Origin of the sequence: Vibrio sp. 10N.222.47.A9 (assembly GCF_963872585.1) — a bacterium.
Taxonomy (GTDB): Bacteria; Pseudomonadota; Gammaproteobacteria; order Enterobacterales; family Vibrionaceae; genus Vibrio; species Vibrio splendidus.
In genome coordinates this window covers 19,809-38,999 of record NZ_CAWNBB010000059.1, presented here as the reverse complement: position 1 = coordinate 38,999, position 19,191 = coordinate 19,809, and the positions used below count along the sequence as shown (strand labels likewise).

General features: G+C 44.3%; 18 protein-coding genes. 7 read left to right on the top strand and 11 right to left on the bottom strand.

Going from position 1 to position 19,191, the window contains the following annotated elements:
- The 9 genes from atpD to AACT19_RS19765 form a co-directional block, all read right to left on the bottom strand.
- Positions 1–1,386, bottom strand: a complete 1,386-nt coding sequence (gene atpD, locus AACT19_RS19805; RefSeq protein WP_004730394.1) for a F0F1 ATP synthase subunit beta — start codon at positions 1,384–1,386, stop codon at positions 1–3.
- 44 nt (positions 1,387–1,430) lie between these two features.
- Positions 1,431–2,300 (bottom strand): F0F1 ATP synthase subunit gamma, encoded by an 870-nt coding sequence (atpG, locus tag AACT19_RS19800; RefSeq protein ID WP_012600781.1) that lies wholly within the window; start codon positions 2,298–2,300, stop codon positions 1,431–1,433.
- Positions 2,301–2,347: 47 nt separating this feature from the next.
- The gene (gene atpA, locus AACT19_RS19795) at positions 2,348–3,889 is read right to left on the bottom strand and encodes a F0F1 ATP synthase subunit alpha (protein ID WP_009844932.1); all 1,542 of its coding nucleotides are present in this window, start codon (positions 3,887–3,889) and stop codon (positions 2,348–2,350) included.
- A gap of 9 nt (positions 3,890–3,898) precedes the next feature.
- A complete protein-coding gene (locus AACT19_RS19790) occupies positions 3,899–4,450 on the bottom strand; it encodes a F0F1 ATP synthase subunit delta (protein WP_009844933.1) in 552 nt (183 codons plus the stop codon).
- An 11-nt stretch (positions 4,451–4,461) separates the two neighbouring features.
- Complete coding sequence (locus tag AACT19_RS19785; protein ID WP_004730401.1) at positions 4,462–4,932, bottom strand: F0F1 ATP synthase subunit B; 471 nt, start codon at positions 4,930–4,932, stop codon at positions 4,462–4,464.
- Positions 4,933–4,986: 54 nt separating this feature from the next.
- Complete coding sequence (gene atpE / locus AACT19_RS19780) at positions 4,987–5,223, bottom strand: F0F1 ATP synthase subunit C (protein ID WP_004730405.1); 237 nt, start codon at positions 5,221–5,223, stop codon at positions 4,987–4,989.
- Between the two features lie 46 nt (positions 5,224–5,269).
- Positions 5,270–6,040, bottom strand: coding sequence for a F0F1 ATP synthase subunit A (gene atpB / locus AACT19_RS19775; protein ID WP_017082381.1), 771 nt, complete (start codon positions 6,038–6,040; stop codon positions 5,270–5,272).
- 1 nt (position 6,041) lies between these two features.
- Positions 6,042–6,443 carry a hypothetical protein gene (locus AACT19_RS19770; protein ID WP_004730409.1) on the bottom strand — a complete coding sequence of 134 codons (402 nt, stop codon included), beginning with the start codon at positions 6,441–6,443 and terminating at the stop codon, positions 6,042–6,044.
- Between the two features lie 896 nt (positions 6,444–7,339).
- Positions 7,340–8,221 (bottom strand): LysR family transcriptional regulator, encoded by an 882-nt coding sequence (locus tag AACT19_RS19765; protein ID WP_004730410.1) that lies wholly within the window; start codon positions 8,219–8,221, stop codon positions 7,340–7,342.
- A gap of 157 nt (positions 8,222–8,378) precedes the next feature.
- Here AACT19_RS19765 and AACT19_RS19760 point away from each other — a divergent pair, with 157 nt between their 5' ends.
- The 7 genes from AACT19_RS19760 (at position 8,379) to AACT19_RS19730 (ending at position 18,015) form a co-directional block, all read left to right on the top strand.
- The gene (locus tag AACT19_RS19760; RefSeq protein ID WP_004730412.1) at positions 8,379–8,777 is read left to right on the top strand and encodes a RidA family protein; all 399 of its coding nucleotides are present in this window, start codon (positions 8,379–8,381) and stop codon (positions 8,775–8,777) included.
- Positions 8,778–8,966: 189 nt separating this feature from the next.
- On the top strand, positions 8,967–10,427 hold the full coding sequence (locus AACT19_RS19755; RefSeq protein ID WP_004730413.1) for an aldehyde dehydrogenase family protein: 1,461 nt from the start codon (positions 8,967–8,969) through the stop codon (positions 10,425–10,427).
- A 233-nt stretch (positions 10,428–10,660) separates the two neighbouring features.
- The gene (locus AACT19_RS19750; protein ID WP_004730415.1) at positions 10,661–11,656 is read left to right on the top strand and encodes a membrane dipeptidase; all 996 of its coding nucleotides are present in this window, start codon (positions 10,661–10,663) and stop codon (positions 11,654–11,656) included.
- 231 nt (positions 11,657–11,887) lie between these two features.
- Complete coding sequence (locus tag AACT19_RS19745; RefSeq protein WP_004730416.1) at positions 11,888–13,483, top strand: BCCT family transporter; 1,596 nt, start codon at positions 11,888–11,890, stop codon at positions 13,481–13,483.
- A 278-nt stretch (positions 13,484–13,761) separates the two neighbouring features.
- Entirely contained in the window at positions 13,762–15,603 is a 1,842-nt protein-coding gene (locus AACT19_RS19740; protein ID WP_076648364.1) for a hypothetical protein, read from the top strand.
- Complete coding sequence (locus AACT19_RS19735; protein ID WP_004730420.1) at positions 15,600–16,337, top strand: DUF3726 domain-containing protein; 738 nt, start codon at positions 15,600–15,602, stop codon at positions 16,335–16,337. The genes AACT19_RS19740 and AACT19_RS19735 overlap by 4 nt, the downstream gene beginning before the upstream one ends.
- A 385-nt stretch (positions 16,338–16,722) precedes the next feature.
- On the top strand, positions 16,723–18,015 hold the full coding sequence (locus tag AACT19_RS19730) for an alpha/beta fold hydrolase (protein WP_076648361.1): 1,293 nt from the start codon (positions 16,723–16,725) through the stop codon (positions 18,013–18,015).
- A 228-nt stretch (positions 18,016–18,243) separates the two neighbouring features.
- On the opposite strand, the gene AACT19_RS19725 is transcribed toward AACT19_RS19730, so the two are convergent.
- Positions 18,244–18,426: a hypothetical protein gene (locus tag AACT19_RS19725; RefSeq protein ID WP_004730424.1), complete on the bottom strand. Its 183-nt coding sequence runs from the start codon at positions 18,424–18,426 to the stop codon at positions 18,244–18,246.
- Between the two features lie 283 nt (positions 18,427–18,709).
- Positions 18,710–18,937: a PAS factor family protein gene (locus AACT19_RS19720; RefSeq protein ID WP_004730426.1), complete on the bottom strand. Its 228-nt coding sequence runs from the start codon at positions 18,935–18,937 to the stop codon at positions 18,710–18,712.
- Positions 18,938–19,191: the final 254 nt, after the last annotated feature.

Here is a 19,191-nt window from a genome sequence, read left to right as displayed (position 1 = left end):
TTAGAGTGATTTTGCTTTGTTAAGCACTTCGTCGATAGAACCACAGTACAAGAATGCCTGCTCTGGGATATCGTCATATTCGCCGCCTAACAGGCCTTTAAAGCCTCTTAGTGTTTCGCTTAGCGGTACAAATACACCTTTCTGACCAGTGAACACTTCGGCTACGTGGTAAGGCTGAGTTAAGAAACGTTCAATCTTACGAGCGCGAGATACGGTCTGTTTGTCTTCAGTCGATAGCTCATCCATACCAAGGATCGCGATGATGTCTTTTAGCTCTTTGTAGCGTTGTAGCGTTGTTTGTACTTTTTGTGCAATGTCGTAATGCTCTTGGCCAACCACAAGCGGGTCCAATTGGCGAGATGTTGAATCCAATGGGTCGATTGCAGGGTAGAGGCCCAATGCCGCAATGTTACGAGACAGTACAACGGTCGCATCTAAGTGAGCAAAAGTTGTTGCTGGCGATGGGTCAGTCAAGTCATCCGCAGGTACGTATACCGCTTGAATAGACGTGATAGAGCCTTGTCTAGTCGAAGTGATACGCTCTTGAAGCACACCCATCTCTTCAGCGAGTGTCGGTTGGTAACCTACTGCTGAAGGCATACGGCCCAGCAGTGCTGATACTTCTGTTCCCGCAAGTGTGTAACGGTAGATGTTATCAATGAACAGCAGTACGTCACGACCTTCATCACGGAAGCGCTCAGCCATAGTCAGGCCTGTAAGTGCAACACGTAGACGGTTTCCCGGTGGCTCGTTCATTTGGCCGTAAACCATGGCCACTTTGTCTAGTACACCGGCTTCTTTCATCTCGTAGTAGAAGTCGTTACCTTCACGAGTACGCTCACCAACACCGGTAAATACAGAGAGACCTGAGTGGGCTTTTGCGATGTTGTTGATAAGCTCCATCATGTTGACGGTTTTACCTACGCCAGCACCACCGAACAGACCGATTTTACCACCCTTAGCGAACGGACAGATAAGGTCGATAACCTTAACGCCGGTCTCAAGAAGTTCAGTGCTGTTTGCTTGTTCTTCATAAGAGGGTGCTTCACGGTGAATTTCGTAGCTTTCTTTTTGACCGATTTCACCGCACTCATCGATGGGCTGACCGAGAACGTTCATGATACGGCCTAAAGTTTCTTCGCCCACAGGAACGGTGATTGGAGAACCGGTGTTTTCAACAGTTAGGCCGCGGCGCAAGCCATCTGACGTACCCATTGCAATACAACGAACGATACTGCCACCCAACTGTTGTTGAACTTCTAATACGAGCGAGCTTGCTTCCTCGCTAGTCACTTTCAATGCATCATAAACGCGTGGGCTGTTGCCGCCGCTGAACTCGACGTCTACCACCGCGCCGATAACTTTAACTATTTTTCCAACACTCATCTCTAAATCCTCAAATTCTATTCTTAACCCACTCTTTCCTGCCCTTAGACAGCTTGAGCTCCTGAGACTATTTCACTCAGTTCTTGGGTAATGGCAGCCTGTCGCGCTTTGTTGTATACCAACTGCAAATCATCGATGAGTTGGCCTGCGTTATCGGTCGCCGCTTTCATGGCCACCATTCGGGCTGCTTGCTCACAGGCAATGCTCTCGACGATGCCCTGATACACTTGCGATTCAATGTATCGATGTAACAGCTCAGAGAGGATGTCTCTTGGTGCTTGTTCATAGATGTAGTCCCAACGACGTGCTTTTTTCGCACCTCCATCGGCCTCAGAATCTGAAGGGTGGGGAAGCAACTGCAAGGTCGTTGGTTCTTGAACCATGGTGTTGATGAACTGGTTATACACGAGATACAAACTATCGATTTTTTCGTCGTCGTAATGCCCTAGCATCGCGTTAACCGTACCTAAAATGTCTTCTAATTTTGGCGCGTCACCAAGGCCTGACGTTTGCGCGATAACATTGCCGCTGCGTTGGAAAAATGAGATAGCTTTTGAACCAATCAAGGTCGTTTCTACTTCAACGCCTTTGGTACGCCACATCTCCATTTCTTCTAACACTTTCTTGAACAAATTCGAGTTCAAGCCACCACATAAGCCTCGATCGGACGAAATAATGATGTAAGCAACGCGTTTTGGTTCACGCTGTTGAAGGTAGGGGTGCTGGTATTCCAGCGACCCTGATGCGACATGAGAGATAACTTTACGCATGTTCTCGGCATATGGACGTGTTAGCGTCATATTGTCTTGAACTTTACGCATCTTACTTGCCGCAACCATCTCCATTGCACTGGTGATTTTCTGAGTGTTACTAACACTGCCTATCTTGGTGCGAATTTCTTTAGTATTTGCCATTATCTGCTCCTAATTTGTTTTGATTTCCAGCCAACAAACCGGAGCGTTTACCAAGCTTTCAACGCTACAAAGTCACCGAGAAGCTTTGCAAGAGCGCCATCAATTTCATCGTTGTAGTCACCATTAGCGTTGATGGTGTCGAACAACTCTGGGTTTTGACCTTTCGCGTAAGCAATCAATTCTTCTTCAAAACGCGCAATCTTGTTCAACTCTACGTCAGCCAAATAGCCTTTTTCTGCTGCGTAGATAACCGTTGCTTGCTCAGCGACAGACATTGGAGAGTACTGCTTTTGCTTCATCAGTTCGGTTACACGCTCACCATGGTCAAGCTGCTTACGAGTCATGTCATCTAAGTCAGAAGAGAACTGAGCAAATGCGGCTAACTCGCGGTATTGAGCTAACGATGTACGGATACCACCAGACAGTTTCTTGATGATCTTGCACTGTGCAGCGCCACCCACACGAGATACCGAGATACCAGGGTCAACAGCAGGACGTAGGCCTGAGTTAAACAGTTGGGTTTGTAGGAAAACCTGACCATCAGTAATTGAGATTACGTTGGTTGGTACAAACGCAGATACATCACCCGCTTGAGTTTCAATGATAGGAAGCGCTGTCAGTGAGCCTGTTTGGCCTTTCACTTCACCGTTCGTGAACTTCTCTACGTATTCCGCATTCACTCTTGCAGCACGTTCTAACAGGCGTGAGTGAAGGTAGAATACGTCGCCAGGGAAAGCTTCACGACCCGGTGGACGCTTAAGTAGCAATGAGATTTGACGGTAAGCGACGGCTTGTTTTGATAGGTCATCATAGATGATCAGTGCATCTTCACCGCGGTCACGGAAGTATTCGCCCATTGTGCAACCTGCATAGGGTGCTAGGTATTGAAGCGCGGCTGATTCTGATGCTGATGCGACAACAACGATGGTGTTTTTAAGCGCATCGTGGTCTTCCAGTTTACGAACAACGTTTGCGATAGTGGAGGCTTTCTGGCCAATAGCCACGTACACACATTTGATACCAGAATCTTTCTGATTGATGATCGCATCGATGGCTAGCGCTGTTTTACCAGTCTGACGGTCACCGATGATAAGTTCACGTTGACCACGACCGATAGGCACCATGGTATCAACGGCTTTATAACCGGTTTGAATGGGCTGATCGACGGACTTACGCTCGATTACGCCGGGTGCAATTACTTCTACAGGGTCGAGTCGGTCACAACTCACTGGGCCTTTGCCATCGATTGGCTCGCCTAATGTGTTCACTACACGGCCAAGAAGTCCGTTACCGACTGGTACTTCCAAGATACGACCTGTCCCTTTCACTTTCATACCTTCCGAGAGGTCAGTGTAGGGACCCATAACCACGGCACCGACTGAGTGGGTATCAAGGTTAAGTGCGAGGGCGTATTTGCCACCTGGAAGCTCGATCATCTCACCCTGCATGACATCTGCAAGGCCGTTAATGGTAATGATGCCGTCACGAACCGAGACTATGGTGCCTTCGTTGCGAGCTTCGGTGCTCACATTAAATTTCGAGATGCGATCTTTGATTAGATCGCTGATTTCATTTGAATTTAATTGCATAATTGTTACCTATCTCGCGTGAAGTTGATGGGCTAATCGGTTAATTGATGTGTTCAAAGAACCATCGATGACGGTTTCACCCGCCTTGATGACGATCCCGCCAACCAGCGAGTCATCAATAACCTGTTCCATTTCAACCTGACGTTCTAATTTCTTCTCAAGTGCAGCAGTGAGTGATGTAACTTGATCTTGTGTAAGCAATTCTGAACTGGTGACAGTGACAGGGATTACACGTTCATGTTCGTCCTTTAGGTCGCTGAACAAGTTAAACAAGTCTCTGATCACTGCAAGACGGCCATTCTCAGCCAAGACTTTAATGAGATTAATGACGTGGTCATCAACGAGTCCTTGGCAAACGTGAATGATGAGATTGACCAGTTCTTCAGATTGCTGTGTGTGAACACCTTCTGCTGATGAAATCTGTTTAGCGATCGTTTCTTCTTCCGCTACCGTCACAAGAATGGACAGCATTGAGTGCCACTCTTGTAACTTGTTTTCACCTAAAGCAAAGTCGAACGATGCTTTAGCGTAGGGATGAGCAATATTGGTGTAATCTGACATATTGCCTCCGTTTAGAGTTCGCTTATCATTTGATCAACTAACGCTCGGTTCGTTTCAGAATCTAGGTTTTTGCTAATCAATTTCTGTGCACTTTGAATAACAGCATCTGCCATATCCGCCTGAAGTTCACGGCGTAACTTTTGACGTTCGCCTTCTAGCTCAGCTCTACCTTGCTCTAAGATGCGTGCCTTTTCTTGCTCACCTTCTTGGTGAGCTAAGGTGATGATTTCGTTGCGGCGTTTTTTGCCTTGCTCAATCAGTTCGGTCACATTTTTTTTCGCATCTGCGACGAGTTGAGCGCCATTTGATTTTGCTAGTTCTAGCTCTTTCGCTGCATTCTCTGAGTGGCGTAAACCATCAGCGATTTCTTTTTGGCGCTCGTCTAACATCGCGGTGAGAGGGGGCCATACATATTTCATGCATAGCCAAACAAAAATCACGAATGAGATTGCTTGACCAAACATGCTGGCATTTAAGTTCATACCTTCCTCACTAAATCTTGATTATTTACAAATCGATCTTTTCAAAGCTTTTAATTAAGCCACGGCAAAGATGATGTATAGACCGATACCAACACCGATCATCGGTACAGCATCCACAAGGCCCATCATGATGAAGAATTGAGTACGAAGCATTGGAGTAAGGTCTGGTTGACGAGCAACACCTTCAAGGTATTTACCTGCTAAGTTACCAATACCAGATGCTGCACCTGCTGCACCTAAACCGATCAGTAATGCACCTGCTACATATAAAACTGCGCTTACGATATCCATTTGTATCTCCGATAAATAATGTGTTAGTTAATTTTTTAGTTATTAATTAGTGGTGTTCTTCTGTTGCCATTGCTAAGTAAACAACGGTAAGTACCATAAATATAAATGCTTGTAAGAATACGATTAATATGTGGAATAAGGCCCATGGAACACTTAGTGCCCATTGCATCCACCAAGGCATTAGTGCGATAAGGATGAATATCATCTCGCCTGCATACATATTTCCGAATAATCGTAAGCCTAGTGATATTGGCTTTGAAATTAATGTTATTAATTCAAGAACAAAGTTAACAGGATATAAAAGAGGGTTATCAAATGGCTGAGTAGTTAGCTCTTTGATAAAGCCTTTCAAACCTTTATTTTTAAACGTATAAGTTAACAATAAAATAAACACACCGAGTGCCATCGACATTGGGATATTTACATCCGCTGTCGGTAGGTCTCTAAAGTGTTCTAAACCCATTACACGAGTTAACCCTGGTATTAAATCTATAGGCAATAGGTCGACTGCATTCATTAACAACACCCAAACAAAAGTGGTTAATGCCAGTGGCCCTATTAATTTATCCTCCGCTTGAAAAATCTCTTTGACTAGGTTGTTAACGAAATCAAAGATAAGCTCGATAAAACATTGAAAACGACCTGGAACACCGCTAGTGCCCTTGGTCACTACATATCGAAAAGCTCCAATAAACAGTAAACCCGTGATCCAAGATACCAACATTGAGTCAATGTTGAACGCCCAGAAACCATCACCTGTAGTTAAGAAGGTTAAGTGATGCTCTATGTATTCGTGAGCGGTAGTGACTTGATCCATACTACACGTACTCCGATCTTGTAGAGGCAGTAATAAATGGTGTTAAGAAGTACCCAATCATTGTGAAAATATACGCGTATAATATTACTGGGTTATCCAATTTAAAAAACTGGAATGCCAAGATAAACATTAAGAACGTATAGGTTATTTTCACGACACGACTCATTTGCATTAAGTCACGTAAACTATAATTAGGATTCTTGTGCACCTTAAGGCTTGCATATATAAAACCAAACAGCGGTGGTAACATCGCGATTACGACACCCAAAGCTGAAGACTCCATATCTACTTTATTACCAAAAAACACTTCATATAAAACTACACCGACGGCTAATACTATTTGGCAGAGAACAACTCTTTTAGCAGCAACAAGGATGTCGCTACTTATCCCATTAAGCCTCATAATAAAACCTTATATTTAACAGTGTAAGTCAATATAAAACACAGTTTGAATATGTTTTGTTACTAGCACTTACTTGTTAATAGCAATTTGACTTGTTAATAAACCTTTACTTGTTAACAAAGAAATAATCTTTCTGGCTTTATATCTCCTGACGAAATTAAACGTTAAAAACTAACTCGCTATCGTTTCGACAAAATATAAACTACGCCTAAAATTATGTGATCAAAACGACAAATATCGGCATCAATAATTCCATTTTTGAAATAAGTGTTTTTCATTTATGAAAGTAATAGTTCTATTATTAAATCCATGAATATTTAAAATGCTTTGTTTATAGCGAGAAAAGGGAGGTTTTACCCAGAAAATTAGAGAGAAAAAATATTAAGATATGACGTTATCAAATAAGCATATTCAATGACTTAGAGTCTTTTCTAAATGTGATGACGGGTTGGTATTCGAAGCGGGGTATAACCAAGATTTTGTTGAGATTGGAAGGTTTCGTTTGTGCAGTGAAATAGCAGTATGGTGCTCCTTATCATTAAGCTAATATTTTTTAATATCGTTATCATATTTTCATTATTGATGTATTGGAACGCAAATCAACACGCCCAGCACCGGGTTCAAGATGAAAATTTGATGAAAAATGCATCACCCAACCACTGATGCAACAAGATCTAGGGTCAATGATGAGGGCGAGGAAACATACGTGCAGATGGAAAGTACGGGTTAATTGACTCAAAAATAGAGGTATCGCTGAGGTTGGGTCGAATTATTATCGGACGAATTCGTAGAGCATCGACCCAGAAATCACAGTTTCAATACAGAAATAATCGGAATCTAAAGATGTTTGTCGTATCAATAGGCCTATAGGAAGCGCCTTCATTCATGTTTCTCTATTACTCTTCATAGCTTAGGTATTGAATACATAAGTCATGAAAGGCTTGTGCTTGTGGCGAGATCGTACGGTCAGCCAATCTGAAAATACCGATCTGACGTTGTAAGGGTGGGTCAATCAATGGGATCCACACCAAACGGGTTTCATTGGTCGGGAAAGCCAGCTTAGGTAGCGTGGTCACGCCTATCCCGAGTTCTAACACCGAAAACAACGAAGTGATGTTCTCTACTGAATACAGAGCCTGTTCGCTGAGCATTCGTGCGGGTGTTGGGTCAAGTAGGGTACAAGTACCGTTGCGAATGAAGGGTTGTTTTAACAAAGTTTGCCATTCTATTCCCTCTCGTTGAGAGGCGATGGGGTTGTCTTTGAGACAGACCACACCAATAGGGTCAGAGAGCAAAGGCGTGAAATCGATGCTCTCTTCTTCTAGATGGGAGCTATTTCCGAGTGCAACATCCACCTCTCCAGAGAGTAATCTCGCTTCCACACCTGCCGCATTATCGTCAATTAAGCTGACCTCAACATTGGGGTACTTTTCGCAAAAAGCCCCTAAAACACTAGGGATTAGTTTTGCGGCTACTGAAGGGACACTCGCTATTCGAACTCGCCCTTGTTGGCCAGCTGCTGCAGCACGGAGGTCGTTATCTAATGCCTTGTAAACATTTAAGAATTGAATGATTTTTGGTAAACATATTTCGCCAAAAGGTGTCAGCGTCGATTTGTTGCCCGTTTCAAACAGTGGTTGGCCGAGAATTTTTTCTAGCTCTTTTATCGATGTTGAAAGTGCCGCTTGCGAGCGATTTGCTCGGTGAGATGCCGCTCTAAATCCGCCTTCTTCGACCACTAAAACAAAATGTTTTAACTGTTGTAGCTTAATACTCATGACAGGAATCCTTCTCTAGGCCTTGCTATACCTTACTTTTTTAAAGGTGATAGATTTTATTTATCAAATGCACAAAATTTACCGTTAGATTTATCAGTCGTCAAGGTGCAGTATTTAACCATCTTGAAACATAGTTGTTACAAAGTTGGATGGAATCGTGAACGCACAAACTAAAAAACACCCAGTAAAAACCGAGCTTTTCGCTTCAAAAGCACCACTAGAGTGGGCAATCGTTAATAACGGCACTCTATACACAGCGCAGATTCCAATTGATGAAACTGGCGCAGTAGTAGAAGGCGGTATCGAAGCGCAAACGCGTCAGACTTTTAACAACCTTGTTCATACGTTGGAGTGTGCAGGCGAATCTATGGATTCAGTGCTGCAAGTTCTGATTTACGTGACAGACCGTGAATATCTAAAAACGGTCAACAGCGTATACGGAGAATACTTCAATGCACCTTATCCAAACCGTGCTGCGGTCGTCGTTGCAGGGTTAGCAAGAGAAGAAATGTTGGTTGAGTTCGTGGTTTACGCATCAGCCTCTCAACCTGAATAAAGATACTGTGAACTGAGGCAATTTGCGGATTAAAGCTATTTGTCTGTAAAGATCTTTATTGATACAAGCGTCTTGGTTCAGTTTTAGATACAAGATTTAAACGTTATTTCTTATATAAATTAACGTTTTATTCATTAATCAGATGGTTGCCAGGCTCAAACGCAACCTAACCGTTACAAGGACAGAATGATGACTCAATTACAGAATGTTCAAGCAGAAAACGCACTTTACATTGGCGGCGAATGGCAAGCGGGTGTAAGCACCGTTGCGAACATTAACCCATCAGATATTTCTGAAAACATCGGTAACTTCGCACAAGCAAGTGCTGACCAAGTTCAACAGGCGATTTCAGCGGCAAAGCACGCTCAACCAGAGTGGGAAAAAACGCCGATTGAACGTAAGCAAGCAGTACTTCAAGCGATTGGTGACGAGCTAATTGCACGTTGTGATGAGCTAGGTACGTTGCTTTCTCGTGAAGAAGGTAAGCCTTTTGCTGAAGGTCGTGGCGAAATTTACCGTGCAGGTCAGTTCTTCCAGTACTTTGCGGCAGAAGTACTTCGTCAAATTGGCGACAACGCAGAATCAGTACGCCCTGGCGTTTCTGTTGAAGTGACTCGTGAAGCGGTGGGTGTTATCGGCATCATCTCTCCTTGGAACTTCCCGACAGCGACTGCTGCTTGGAAAATCGCTCCAGCGCTTGCTTTCGGTAACAGTGTTATTTGGAAACCAGCAAACCTAACACCAGCAAGTGCGGTTGCATTAACTGAAATTATCCACCGTCAAGGCATGCCAGCAGGCACGTTCAACCTTGTTCTAGGTAGTGGTTCAAAAGTAGGTGATGCACTGATCAACTCTAAAGAGGTGAACGGTGTGAGCTTTACTGGTTCTGTTGATACAGGTCGTAAGGTTGCGGCTGCTACAGCGCCAAACTTCGTTCGTTGCCAACTAGAAATGGGCAGCAAGAACGCACTTGTGGTTGCAGATGATGCTGATATCCAAACAGCCGTTGATGCAACGATTGCAGGTTCATTCTCTGGCGCAGGTCAAAAATGTACAGCATCTTCTCGTCTAGTGGTTATGGATGGCATTCACGACCAATACGTTGAAGCACTAATCAAACGTATGAGCGAGCTGAAAGTGGGTCACGCACTAGAAGACGGCGTGTTTATGGGCCCTGTTGTTGACGGCAACCAACTTGAAGCAAACCTAGGTTGGGTTGAGAAAGCACGTCAAAGCGGCGGTGAACTAGCATTCGGTGGCGAACGCCTAAGCATGAAACACGAAGGTTTCTACATGTCTCCAACGCTGTTCTTAAACACTAAGAACGATTGGGAAGTGAACCAAGAAGAAGTGTTTGCACCAATGGCAAGCGTGATTCGTGTCGCTGACCTAGAAGAAGCGATTGCGACAACAAACGATACTCGCTTTGGTCTAACGGGCGGCATTATTACTCAAAGCCTACGTACTAGCGCAATGTTCAAGCAACAAGCGCAAACAGGTTGTGTGATGGTGAACCTACCAACAGCAGGCACCGATTACCACGTACCGTTTGGTGGTCGTAAAGAGTCTAGCTTCGGTCCTCGTGAGCAAGGTCAATACGCGAAAGAGTTCTACACAGTGGTGAAGACAGCTTACCAGCGTCCTTACTAAGCAGCTTTCTATATAAGAATTGGATAGCTGAAGATATTAAGTCTCTAGCTATCCAGCTATCGAATTGGCCTGATTCACAGAGTCAGGCCAACATCCAAACCCAATTACGCTCAATCAATGTAGATTTCAAAGACTGAGCACCCAGTAAGTGATTTAACCCATTTTTGAAAACATGTTATTTGAGCGTGTTTTCAAAACCGAGCTAGAACACTGAGCTTTCAATAGGAGTGGTTATGTACCAGCAACGGATTGTTATAGATGGATTGCAATACTGCAATTGGAACAGAGAATATTTCCAAACACTAAAGGCGAGCGGCATTACAGCAGTTCACGCTACCGCGGTTTACCACGAGACAGCTCGTGAAACCTTATCTCGCTTTGCTGAGTGGAATCTAAGATTCGAGCAAAATGCAGATATTATCATGCCGATTCATTCAATGGCTGATGTTGAAACTGCAAAAGCGACGGGAAAAGTCGGCATTTTTCTAGGTGCTCAAAACTGTTCGCCAATCGATGATGAGATTGGTCTTATCGAAGTGATGCGTCAGCAGGGTCTTTTGATCATGCAGCTTACTTACAACAACCAAAGCTTACTGGCGACGGGTTGTTATGAGCAGAACGACACAGGCATCACGCGCTTTGGTAAACAGGCTATCGAAGAGATGAACCGAGTGGGCATGATCATCGATATGTCTCACAGCGCTGAACGCTCAACACTTGAAGCGATTGACCTGTCTTCTCGTCCTATTTGTATCAGCCACGCGAACCCTACGTTTGCTCATGATGCATTACGAAATAAATCAAACGATGTGATTAAAGCCCTAACCGCACGCGGTGGCTTAATCGGATTCAGCTTATACCCATTCCACCTACCAAACGGCAGCCAATGTACGTTGGAAGATTTCTGCCAAATGGTTGCAACGACTGCTGACATGGTTGGCGTAGAACACCTAGGTATTGGTAGTGACCTATGCTTAAACCAACCTCAAGCCGTTCTTGAATGGATGAGAAATGGTCGTTGGTCTAAAGCAATGGACTATGGTGAAGGCTCTGCAAACAACTCAGGTTGGCCAGATGCGCTGCCTTGGTTCTGTGGTAGTGCGGGTATGGAAAACATCTATAACGGATTGATGCGCCATGGTTTCAGCGAGTCTGAAGCTGGGCAAGTCTTGGGAGAAAACTGGTTTAACTTCTTGAAAGATGGCCTAGAGCCTCAAAGCAAGGGTTAAGTGTTTTTTCACTAGCAATCATCGAATTAGCAGCCTTCTAATAAACGTTCATTTAGACGTGCTGTTTTAACCAATTTCACTATTCAAAAGGAACAACGGTCTATTTCGCAACGCGGTAACCCAAACATGGATTAGCCTGCCCAACACAAAAAACAATAGGGCAGGTGTTAAATACACCTCTTGTAGTCATCATTAAAGTGACAGCTGCAAAGAAACCTCTGGAGTCAGAGTATGTCTGATTTAACCAATAGCGTGAAATCTTCAAACGTAAATGCGGGTCAAACAAACACAGCAAACAATAATACACAGTCTGAATCTACTTCAGACAAATTAGGACTAACCAACCCAGCACTATGGTACAGCGGCGGCTTTATTGCTCTGTTCGTAGCCCTTGCTTTGTTTGATGGCGAGCTGTTATCAAGCCTAGTAAACACGGGTTTTGCTTGGTCTGTAAAAGTGTTCGGCCCTTATTGGCAAATGCTTCTTCTTCTGACTTTTCTTATTGGTCTTGGCCTAGCGGCAGGGCGAACAGGCAAGGTTATCCTAGGTGGCATCGATAAGCCTGAGATGGATGGCTTCCGCTGGATGGCAATCATCTTCTGTACACTACTTGCGGGTGGCGGCGTATTTTGGGCGGCAGCAGAGCCTATCGCGCACTATGTGAGTCCACCTCCGTTGTATGGCGCACAAGAAAATGCACAACAAGGCGCGGTGAATGCTCTATCACAATCATTCATGCACTGGGGTTTTCTTGCATGGGCAATCGTTGGTAGCTTAACGTCTATCGTGGTTATGCACCTTCACTACGACAAAGGCTTACCGCTTAAACCTCGTATTCTTCTTTACCCTGTATTGGGCGAAAGAGCTCTGAAAGGCCATACAGGCGCATTGATTGATGCATGTTGTATTGTTGCAGTAGCAGCGGGCACCATCGGTCCGATTGGCTTCTTAGGCTTGCAAGTCAGCTACGCTCTAAATGAACTGTTTGGTATTCCAGATGGCTTCACGACTCAGCTAATCATTATCTTGTTCGCTATCGTGCTTTACACATTGTCTGCATTAAGTGGTCTTAATCGCGGAATGCAAATGCTAAGCCGTTACAACGTAATTTTAGCAATGGCATTGATGGTCTACATCCTTATCTTCGGACCAACGAACTTCATCTTCAATGGCTACATCCAAGGTGTAGGCAGCATGATAGATAACTTCATCCCAATGGCAACATACCGTGGTGACGAAGGTTGGTTGAGCTGGTGGACAGTATTCTTCTGGGGTTGGTTCTTAGGTTACGGCCCAATGATGGCAATCTTCATCGCACGTATTTCACGCGGCCGTAGTATTCGCCAGTTGGTTTCAACCATCAGTCTTATTGCACCGTTCGTAACATGTTTCTGGTTCACCATTGTTGGCGGTTCTGGCCTTGCGTTTGAAATTGCAGACCCAGGCAGCGTAAGTAAAGCGTTCGAAGGCTTTAATTTACCTGGCGCGCTACTGGCAGTAACTCAGCAACTACCAATGCCAATGCTTATCTCTATTCTGTTCTTGATCTTGACGACGATCTTCATCGTAACGACAGGTGACTCAATGACTTACACCATCAGTGTGGTAGTCAGTGGTGAGACAGAGCCTAACGCAATTATTCGTACTTTCTGGGGTGTGATGATGGGGGTAACAGCATTGATTCTGATTTCCCTAGGTTCAGGCGGAATCTCTGCGCTGCAATCGTTCATTGTAATCACAGCGGTACCGGTGTCCATAATCTTACTGCCATCGCTTTGGAATGCGCCTCAAATCGCAATCAAGATGGCGAAAGAACAAGGTTTTTAAAGAACAAGTTTTTTAAAGAGCAGATTTTGTAAAGAAAAGGGCTCTGTAAGACAAGAGCTCTGTAAAAAAGAAACTGATTGAATAAGAACAAATCAGCCTTCGAAAGAAGGCTGATGCAAAAATTCCGAAAGGAACAGCAAAACCGTACTGGTGAAGATACACCGGACGGCAAAGTATTTAGGTCAATCGATCTAGTCAGGACAAATAATAAGGGGCGAGCTCGCTGGCCCCACATAACGTGAAAGCTAACCAGCATACTGTAATAACGAATGCTTCAAATGACGGCAACGATCGGTTCTGAATGGCTAGCAAAATCCTATAACTATAAGGTGGTGAGCAAAATGGATGCACATCGTTCTACCTACACTGAATCAGCATTACGTGACGCAACGATCGTCATGGCACCGGAAAGGCTAGGTGCGATGCACCAAACACGCATCAGCTTCGTGAGAACTCTGATTCGTAAAATGGCGCAGCAAGAGTGGAAAGTGACGAAACATGAGTGGCAATTAGACGCTCAAGGTTTTGGTCATGTTATCTATAAGCTAGCGACGCCAAACCATGTTTATCATTTGGTTGTTTTTTGCGATGAAATTGCAGATGACGAACGAAATGACCGTGTAATTGCTGAAAAGTGGGACGTAACGTTTGCGCTTGTTCTTGGTGATGTTGATGTCACCCTACTTGAAAGACTTCGTGCGAATGTACCGCTTCAAGAAGCCGGCCGTAATCCAAATAACGTACTTGTTTTAGCGCGTGCAAACAAAAGTGTACGTGTGTTTGAACACATCGTGAGTCACTTGGCGAAAGGTGTTCAACCAACGCCAAAAGAACTCGCTGAAGTAGGCTACATCCTACGAACCACTGCCGTTTATGGGAATGGCAAATTTGGCATTGCAGACTTTAAAATCTTAGAGAAAAATGAAGATTTTAATCAGTCATTTAGTGCGCAAATGTGTGCAGTTTATATGCTGCGTGAGTTCAGCCTAGATTGGGTTCATTACCTAGCCGAACAACAGGGTGGTGAACAAGCGATTACCTTGCATCGAGGATTACAACGTTACCTTGGTGTTGGTAATGCGACTGGTTTAGGTATGGCGCCATACCTGATTAACCACCCTAGTATTGTCGATCAGTGGATGACAACCCGTGAACATGCATTGGCGGACGTGTTGTGTAGTCAGACTGATACGGCGTTGATCGAGCCACTACGTACCTTAGTTAAAAAAGCGATTTGTCATTTAGAACAAGTCGTTACCATCAATGAAACACAGCAAGAGCTGAACAAAGCCGCTGTTGATGATTTGAAGCACACAGAACAATCATTAGAAGCTTCTGTCAGCCTGTGCGATACATGGGCACAGTTAGTCGAACAATCTAAGCACATGAGTATGGAAGCCCAAGAAATCCTTATCTCATGCTTGATGGAATTGTACCCAGAATTAGTGGACGCCCATCAAGAGCAAATGAATTGCAGCGAAACACTGTCGCTTCCTAGCGGCAAAAAGATTCAAGATCTTCTTGTTGTACTAGAAGAGAAGTATCGCTGGGCGATCACGACCGACTTTACAAAAGCAGAGAACAACTACTGGTTCTGGTATCGCTCTCAAGACAAAGAAGAGCCAAGACTCGGTGTTCGAGGTGAAGAGCTGGGTGAAGAGCGTGAACTGCCGTTGGATATTGGCCGTCAAGCTTACCGTTTGTACCATGCTTTATTGCAATTCGCGCCTGAGCTTTCATTGGCTGAGTTCCTTGTTAAACAGCCGCAACACCGTGCAATTGCGCGCCGTGTGTGGACGCTAGGTAACAAAGCGATGGGCGACATTCAAATGAATGTGCTTCATCAAGATTCGCCACCAATGCACTTACTGCGTTGTAAGCTAGCAATGTTTGGTGCGACTAAGTTTGATCCTCGCTCAGACCGTTGGGTACGAGTAACGTTTTTCCAAGGCGCACCGCTGCTTGATGAGATTCATCAGGACGAATGGGTGTTCCCAATATTACCAAGTGAAGCTGAACTGTCTGGTTCGCAAAATGTTTCAATTCACAGCACACCAACTCACAGTACACCTATTCACAGCACAACGGCGAAAGGCCAACATGGAGGTAAATCGTTATGATCGTTTCTCACAATGAACTGGTAGCGGCCGTCAATAAAGCCTTTTTAGGTATGCGTCGTACATGTGGTGAAGCTGATGTGATAGCGAACATGGTGGCAGATTTACAAATGGTCGGTTTGGATGGTGTTCGTCATTTTAACAGTGCGAGCAATTTCATCGGGCTAGAAGACGACCGCCCTGTCGATATTCAAGTGCGCAGTGATAATACGGTTGAAGTCGATCTGCACAAGGCGAGTTTGGCGTGTCATCTTCCTGTGATTATGGACTACTCGATTGAAAAAATGGTTGGTAAGAAGACGCTTAAAATTGAGCTAAATAACTGCCACAACCGTTGGTTGGCGTATAGCGAGCTTGTAAAGCTGGCTGCGAAAGGTATCGCGTGCATGGCACGTTGGGATAACGGCTCTAACCCTAAGAGCACTTTGTATGTGCTTAATCGTGGTTGCGTTGCACCAGAACTGTTTTTATCAGATTTGCCACTGGCATCGGTCGAACATATCCACAATATGACCATCGAACTTTCCGTCCAGGATTTCGATATCGAACGTTTGTCAGATGGCTACCAAACACACATTGAATCGGAAGCGCTTTTTAAAACTCAAGAGAAAGCGTGGAACGATGGCATTGAGGTGGATGATGGAGAGTGGGCGGCACTGAAAGAGACCGCTACCGCAATCTTAGTTCAGAGCAGCGAACGCTCGACTCAAGGTGCCGGTGAACTGACGGCTTCATAGTCGCTCGATTTATTAGGTTCATTAGAACTAACAGGTTCGATAGATTAACGGCAAATAAGCGAGTTAGTTTATCAACACAGATAAAACCAAAGAGCTTAACGTATCCTCACCTCGTTAAGCTCTTTTTATTTGCCTCACGCTTTGGATTTTCTTTACCTCATTCATTTACTCTCTCGCTGGATCAACCTCTTCTAAACTGACTGTTTTGACACACGCTGTTACCCATTGAGAGGTAATTGAACATTTAAACGAAGCACCTTCACATTCATGTTAAACAAACGGTTTCATTTACAAGCTACTATGCGTATCTTGCTCATAAGGGTGCCAAAGGGCGCCATTTTTATTCGTACCAATGACTTTAGAATCAGATAAAAAGGAATGAAGCGTGCAAGCTAACTTTATTGATGGAACCACCCTGTATCGTCAGCACTCTTTCGAGTTGCCACTTGATTATCAAGCCAAAGATGGACAACAGATCCAAGTCTTCGCACGTGAGCTGGTTGATCTCGCTAAAGATGCGCAAGAGCTGCCGTGGTTGATCTACTTTCAGGGCGGCCCAGGCTTTCCTTCTCCACGTGTTAGCGGGCAATCGGGTTGGTTAAAGCGTGCATTGCAAAACTACCGTGTTCTGCTTCTGGACCAACGTGGTACAGGCAACAGCACGGTTATCAGTCATGAAACGTTGGCGCACCTTTCTCCAGAACAACAAGTCGAGTACTTAACGCATTTCAGAGCCGACAATATCGTTCGTGACGCTGAAGCGATTCGTGAGCAGTTTGGTGTTAAACAATGGTCTACGATTGGCCAAAGCTTTGGTGGCTTCTGTACACTGAGCTATTTGTCACTGTTCCCACAGAGCTTGCAACGTTGCTACGTGACGGGCGGTATTCCTTCTATTGAACGCGAAGCTGACGATGTTTATCGTGCGACTTACAAGCGTGTCGAAGATAAAAACAGAGTCTTCTTTGCTCAGTTCCCACAAGCACAAGCTATGTGTCGCGAGATCTCTGATTACCTGCTCAACAACGATGTGAGACTGCCAAACGGTCAGGTGTTTACAGTTGAACAGTTCCAGCTGATTGGTATTAACCTTGGTGGCGGAGAAGCGAATCTGCCGATGTATTTCACATTGGAGAGTGCGTTTGTAGAAGTGAACGGAAGCAAGCAGTTAAGCTACAGCTTCTTAAATCAAATGCAGCAAGAGCAGGGTTACCTAACGAACCCAATCTACGCTATTTTGCATGAATCGATTTACTGCCAAGGCACTGCGTCAAAATGGTCGGCTCACAGAGTTCGTGAACAGTACCCACACTTTAACTACCAATCGGGTAGCGAGTTCTGGTTTACCGGAGAAATGGTGTACCCATGGATGTTCGACCAACTAGAAACGCTGAAGCCATTACGTGAAGCGGCAAACATGTTGGCTGAGAAATCAGATTGGGGTTCTTTGTATAACGCAGAGCAACTGAGCAAGAATACGGTTCCGATGGCATGTGCGGTTTATGCGGATGATATGTATGTAGAGCTGGATTACAGCCGTGAAACGCTAGCCAATATTCCAAACTCAAAAGCGTGGATCACTAACGAGTACGAACACAATGGCTTGAGAGTCGATGGCGAAAGAATTGTCGATAAACTAATGACGATGGTTGAAGCGTTAGAAAACCTGCCAAAATAATTAGACGATTTACGTTAAAGCTGTTTACGTTAAAGCTGTCTACGTTAAGAGCTATGTACGTTAGAGGCTATCTACGTCAAAAGCTATCTACGTTAGAAACAAGAAAACGCTGCATCCGTGCAGCGTTTTTTTTATGTCATCAAACTCTGTTTTTCTCAGTATCGTATTGATAACTAAAGCGAGTAAAGCAGAGAATTTAAGAACCGGGAGGGATAGTTCCTAAACTCATTAAGGTTGGATGACGATATCTTGATTTTCAGTGGTCGATAAGCTGGCGCGGTTCTGTTCGATAAGTTGAGCCGCATAAGAGGGAGTCACAGCTTGAATTTCGCCTTTTGAACGAATAGTTAGTGCTTCCCACGCATGATCACGGTATTTGCCTGTTTGTGTATATTCAATAAGTACTCTCATGATTCTTCCATCCGATGTGTGGTTAACGTGCTACTAACATTAGCGCCATTGTTGAGGTTGCACACCTGTTAAAAATGGAACATAAGATTAACCAAATGAGAATGCGTGTAGCTTGAAAAATAGGCCCAACTGCACTTATCTTACTTAACCGCGTTTATCGCAACTAACCGTATTTATCGTAACTAACGACGTTTATCGTAACCAACCGTCCTTATCGTAAATAGCGTCCATAAAAAAACGCTGCACAATGGCAGCGTTAAAGTTGAGATAGGTTGAAGGTTGTTTAGCTGTTTTCTAAGCCAACAATCTTGCGTGCAGACATCACTGCACTATCCAAGTCGGTCAATCTACCAGCACTTGCTGGACCAAGAACTGATGAATACAAAGCCAACTGCTTCTCAAATGATAAATCTAATTGGTTATATAGATTTTGGCGGATTTGAGCGTGTTGCTGTGGCTTTGCGCTCGACAGGCCTTCCAACGTATCGTAGATGAGTGTAGTTGTATCCATAACTGTCCTTAGTACATCTTTAGAAAATTTTGCATATTATGCACTTGGTGTCATCTTTGTTCTGCGAGATTGATCGCATTATGTGCAGCTCTGCTTAATTGTGTAATCAGTTAGTTACAATTGTGTTGTACGGCAAAGTATCGAAAACTCGGGTTATGGCAAAAAGAAAAGGAGACGCACTGGTCTCCTTTGGGTTTATTAATCAATGTTAAAACTTACTTATTACTTGCTGAGCTAATCGAATACGTCGAGAA